Here is a 5,474-nt window from a genome sequence, read left to right as displayed (position 1 = left end):
CGTCCCTGTGGCCAACAGCGGCGAAACGCATCCCAGACGAGATACGAACTACCGACTTGCTTGGTTCCATCCGATGAACCAAATTCCGACATGTCGTTGCAAATCAAGGCATGCAATCAGCGGCTGTCTTCAGCGGCTAACAATCACTGTAGGCCTGCCGCGGCGCAAGTGTCAACCCCGTTTGAGCCGTCGGGAACTGGAACCATGAGGATCGGCTTTCGACCCTAACGGTTCGCTAGCATATTAAGCCGGTATAAAACAATTCGACTGCACGGGTTCAACCGTTTGAAGAGCAGTCGCGTAAAATCGTGCGGAAATGCACAGGGCCGGGCGTGACGAATGTCGCTAGCCCGCATCAGCGAATTTTTCCGGCATGGCGAAGATGGGCGATGACTTCGTCCGCCAATGTCTCGGCATCTTTTTTGCTGGCATCCAAGTGCAGTTCAGCCTTTAACGGGGCTTCGTAAGGATCGTCAATACCGGTAAAGCCCTTCAATTCGCCGGCCCGGGCTTTTTTGTACAGACCCTTGGGGTCGCGTTTTTCGCAGACTTCGATGGGGGCATCGACAAACACTTCGATGAAGTCGCCCGGCTTCAAACGGGCCCGAACGGCATCGCGGTCGCGGCGATAGGGGCTGATAAAGGCGGTGAGGGCGATCATGCCCGCCGAGCAAAACAACTCTGCCACGGCGCCAATGCGGCGGATGTTTTCTTCCCGGTCCTGCGCCGAAAAGCCCAGCCCAAACCGCTTGCTGAACTCTTCGCCATGCCGCTCCTTCAGCAAAGCGGGCGAAGCGTTCAGGCCGTGGCGTACGTTGTCGCCGTCGAGAACAAAACTGCGATGGCCCAGCGAGTGCAATTTGTGATCGACCAAATTACTGATCGTGCTCTTGCCGCAGGCGCTTAAGCCGGTGAACCAGACCACGCAGCCTTTGTGCTTATTCAGCGCTTCGCGTTCCTCGCGGCCAACACTGTGCTCGTGCCAATGGACATGAACTTTTTCGTCGGACATGGCTGCGCTAACTCCTGGGGACGATATAATTGGGCGAGTTCGAGAGAGATGGATCATATCGGACTGGGGATACCGAGAAAAGGGGTTTGGGTTTCCGCGGGAGGGTGCTGTCATGTTTGATTTTGCCTCCAAATTTCGGCAGGGGCTAAGTTATCACGATTTTCTGGCACGCCACGGGACCGAGGAGCATCGGCGGCGGTGGGCGGCGGTTTACGAGCGCGTGCAGCTTGCGGCAGCGCAACGGGAAATTCTTTCCGGTTTTGTGCGGCCCATGAAAGTGCTGTGCCTGGCCGGCGCATGGTGCGGCGATTGTGTGAATCAATGCCCCATTTTCCAGCGATTTGCTGAGGCAGCGCCGACGCTTGCGATTCACTACTTCGATCGTGATGTCCATGCAGATTTGCAAGCCGCCTTGCGCATTTGCGGCGGGAGCCGGGTGCCGGTGATGGTGTTCCTGAGCGAGGACAGCCAATTCCTGGGCCTGTACGGCGACCGCACCTTGGCCAAGTACCAGCAAATGGCCGTGGATCAATTGGGCCCCGCGTGTCCTAGTGGAATTGCACCGCCGCACCAGGCATTGCTCGACGCTGTCACGCAAGAATGGCTTAACGAATTCGAGCGCATGCAATTAATGTTGCGGTTATCTGCACGCTTGCGGCAAGTACACGGCGATTGAACGGACGAAAAAGCGCACGGTTGGTGGCGAATTAGGGTGGCGGTGGATGCGTGAGAGGAGAGTAATTTATGCATCATGCTAGCAGCGATGGATGAAATGGCATGGTGTTGTATCACGAGCGTCGCTATCATCGCCGCCCCCGCATCTTGTAATTTTGCGATGCGTCGCATCGCGTGATTTGCGGAACGGATGACCGCCGCGTCGTCAAGGAGGACGATCGTGGAATCGCTCAAGCCAATGCTGTTGTGCATCGTGTTGGGAGGCGTGGGCTATGGCGTGTACGTGGCATTGAATCACGTGCCCCCGCCGGAAGCTTCGCCCGTCGATTCGCCTTGGAACAAGCCGACGGGCATGGATGCGGGCGCTCCGCGCGAACCCGACGCCAATTCTGCCGGCTCGGTCGGCAATTCTACTGGCGGAGGAATGGCGTCGGGCATGTCGACCACGGCTAACCCGTGGCAAGGCCAAATTTCAAGCGGCGTAAGTGCCATCAATGCCGCGCCGGCCGCAAACGGCAACTCGCCCGCACCGGGCATAGGGAACAATCCGATGGCCAGCGCCGTAAGCAATCTGCCCTTCGGTATTGGTTCCAGCGGCGGGCAAACGGCTGCCGCAGCGCATTCGTCATCGGCGCCGCCTCCATTGGTCGACATACCACAGCAGGCCGGGGCGCCTTCCGCAGCGGAAAGTTTGCCGGCGGCTGGGACGGCCCAGCCCAGCGCGGTTCTTTCGCCCAGTGAAGGATCACCGCCAACGGCCGCGCAACCGCCAGCTAGTGGGATGCCAGCCGGAGGCATGCCGGCCGCAACGTCGAACTTTACTGCACCCAACCAAACGCAAGCCAATCCGGCCACTGACGCACAAGCCCGGCACGATTACGACGCCTCCAAACGCACGGTCCTCACGTATTTAAACCGGGGTCAGTTGGTTGAAGCGCTGCGGGAACTTTCGCGGTGGTACGATCAACCCATTGTGCCGCCGGAAGATCAGCCACATTTAGTGGAGTTGTTGGGTCAGTTGGCGGGCACAGTGATATATTCTCGCGATGCCTGGTTGACGCCGCCGTATGAAGTGCGCGTGGGCGATTCGCTGGAATCGATTGCACAGCAGTATCAAGTGCCGTGGCAATTGCTGGCGAAAATTAACGGCCTGCAAAACGCGGACAGCGTGATGCCGGGGCAGAAGCTGAAAGTGGTTCCGGGGCCGTTCCGCGCACAACTGAATGTGCAACAAGGTTGGCTGACGCTGTTTGTCGACGGCCTGTACGCCGGCCGGTATAGGGTTCAAGTGAATGGACCGTTGGCCAAGCCCGATGGCGATTATCCGGTGGTGAAATTCGCCGCCGGCCAAATGGGCGCCAGCCCAAGCGGAGCGCCGTTCATCAGCTTGGGAGGCGATTTGCACCTGCGTGTGCCCGACGATGCCCTGCCGCCGGGCGTAAATGCGGTACGCATCAGCCGGCAAGACATGAGCGACGTGTTCGACATTCTTTCCGACCGCTCGCAAGTGACGATTCATCGGTAGATGAGAGCTAGCCGTGGACGGGCCACTCGGCACGAGCCGGCCGATCGGATATAGTGCGACGTGAATGATGCTGCGTCATTTCCGATCCATCTTTTCGCACGAACTACATCTTCTTCGTAGTCCATGTACGACCGAACGGCTTTGATGGAACTGGTTCGCAGCCGCGCATTGCGGTTTGGCGATTTCACGCTGGCCTCCGGCAAAAAGGCTACGTACTACCTGGACGGCAAGCAGGTGACGCTGAGCTCGCGCGGCGCGCTGCTGGTGGCGGAAGGAATGCTTGATTTGCTGGTCGCGCACGGACCGTTGCCCACGGCGGTGGGGGGCATGGCGATTGGGGCCGACCCCATTACGGCAGCCGTCATCACGGTGGCGGGCCTGCGGAACATTTCGTTGGCCGGCATTCTGGTGCGAAAGGAACCCAAGGGCCACGGCACCAACAAATATGTGGAAGGCCCTGTTCAGCCCGGCGACAGCGTGGCGATTGTCGAAGACGTGGTGACGACCGGCGGCTCCTCGCTGGCAGCCATCGAGCGGGTGGAACAGTTCGGGCTGAAGGTGACTTGCGTGCTGGCGATTATCGATCGGCTGGAAGGGGGTGCGAAAGCGTTTGCCGAGCGCGGCATTCAGTTCGCCAGCTTGCTGACCATTCGTGACTTTGGCATAGAGCCGCCCTCGCCTTGAGTGCCCACCCGGGGCCGTTCCGCTTGCAGCGGGGAGAACGGGTGAAGTATGTTGGAAGGAAGGGAGTGGTGCGGAGGCCATGGGCGGCGGGAAGGTGAATTTATGATGCGGGGTCGAATACATCAGCTTTCCGCGCCGCGCTACCGGGAACGGTGGCTGATGGTGCTGGGAGCGATTCTTCTGGCAGTAACAGCAGTAATTCTATTTGCCGGGAGGCTGTGGGCGGCCAGCGACAATGGTTCTAACTCCGGCGGAGGCAGTGGAACCCATGCCGCGGCGGCAACAGCCGGTGCAACAATAACAGACACGACAACCGCCAACGCCGGGGCCGTCGGAATCACGTCTAATTTAACGCCCGAGCAATTGTCGGCCCGCATCGCGGAGCTGATCGAGCACTTGGGAGATGCGCATTATTTAGTGCGACAAGAGGCACAGAACGAATTGTATCGGATCGGTCCGGAAGCGTATGACGCATTGACGATGGCGGAGAACAACCCTGACATCGAGATATCGTCGCGGGCGAAATACCTGGTGCAGGCGATCCGAGTGCAATGGATTCATAGCAGCGAATCGCCGCAAGTGCGGCGGATTTTGGACAAGTACGAATTGCAGGATGAGGCGGGACGGATCACGGCGCTAAAGGAATTGGCTTTTTTGCGGCAGGACGTGGGCTTGGCCCCGCTGTGTCATTTGCTGCGGTTCGAAAAATCGCCGGTGGTGTCAAAATACACCGCCATGTTGATCATCGGCCAGCCGGAGGGGGCCCCGTCTGCGTGGGCGGAGCGGCAGAAAAATATCGAAGCGAATTTAGCGCGGAATTCCGGGCCAGGCGCGCAATGGCTGCGGGCGTACATTCATTTTCGGAGCGATCCGGCGGGCGCAGCAGCCGAGGTCGATAAGTTGGTGGACGAGGAACTCGCGGGGCTGGCGCCGTTTGCCAACGAGATCGAACGGCAGAATGTGCTTCAGTTGGAACGCAGGTTGGTTAAGGTGCTGGAGGAAAAGTTCAATCGGCGCGATCGGGCCCTGGACGTGCTGCAAAAACAGACGCCGCTGGTGGCCAACGATCCACAAGCGGTGCCCGATTTTGCCGATTTATTGGTGCAACATCGGGCCTGGAAACTGATCGACGAGTTGGCGCATGAGTCGGAAGGGGCGTTTAACAGCGACCCGGCATTGTTGTATACGCTGGCCCATTCGCGTCGAGCCCAGGGGAATACGAAGGAAGCGGACGAGCTTTCGGAGCGGGCGTTTCAATTGGTCGGCAATAAGCTGGAAGATCACAAGGAAATGGGGAGACAGGTGTGCCAGTTGGGCCTGTTCGACGCGGCGGAGCGTGAATATCGGCATGTGATTAAGTCGTCGCCGCAAGACACGACCTTGACTATCGAAACTCAATATTTATTGAGCGAAATGCTGCACGACCAGGAACACGACTTGGAAGCGGCCGAAGTGTTGAAAACCGTGGTCGACGCGATGGACAAAGACGCCACGGTGTTGCAACGGGCCAAGGAATATGAAAACGAAATCCCCGACATTCTACGCGGCAACATGTATTTGTTTTACGCCTGCCACGCC

The 5,474-nt window shown here is 58.8% G+C and carries 5 protein-coding genes; 4 read left to right on the top strand and 1 reads right to left on the bottom strand.

Annotated features, from left to right (window positions below):
- Positions 1-355: 355 nt before the first annotated feature.
- On the bottom strand, positions 356-1,012 hold the full coding sequence (gene cysC, locus VMJ32_07730; GenBank protein HTQ38901.1) for an adenylyl-sulfate kinase: 657 nt from the start codon (positions 1,010-1,012) through the stop codon (positions 356-358).
- Positions 1,013-1,124: 112 nt separating this feature from the next.
- On the opposite strand from cysC, the gene VMJ32_07725 reads away from it, so the two are divergent.
- From VMJ32_07725 to VMJ32_07710, 4 genes are all read left to right on the top strand, one after another.
- A complete protein-coding gene (locus VMJ32_07725) occupies positions 1,125-1,688 on the top strand; it encodes a thioredoxin family protein (protein HTQ38900.1) in 564 nt (187 codons plus the stop codon).
- A 219-nt stretch (positions 1,689-1,907) separates the two neighbouring features.
- On the top strand, positions 1,908-3,212 hold the full coding sequence (locus tag VMJ32_07720) for a LysM peptidoglycan-binding domain-containing protein (protein HTQ38899.1): 1,305 nt from the start codon (positions 1,908-1,910) through the stop codon (positions 3,210-3,212).
- A gap of 123 nt (positions 3,213-3,335) precedes the next feature.
- The gene (gene pyrE / locus VMJ32_07715; protein ID HTQ38898.1) at positions 3,336-3,896 is read left to right on the top strand and encodes an orotate phosphoribosyltransferase; all 561 of its coding nucleotides are present in this window, start codon (positions 3,336-3,338) and stop codon (positions 3,894-3,896) included.
- A 105-nt stretch (positions 3,897-4,001) separates the two neighbouring features.
- A partial coding sequence (locus VMJ32_07710) for a hypothetical protein (protein ID HTQ38897.1) occupies positions 4,002-5,474 on the top strand: 1,473 nt, incomplete at its 3' end.

It is taken from the genome of Pirellulales bacterium, assembly GCA_035499655.1.
In the GTDB taxonomy this organism is placed as follows: domain Bacteria; phylum Planctomycetota; class Planctomycetia; order Pirellulales; family JADZDJ01; genus DATJYL01.
Note: the sequence above shows the minus strand (reverse complement) of the source record. Positions and strands in the feature narration are given on the sequence as shown.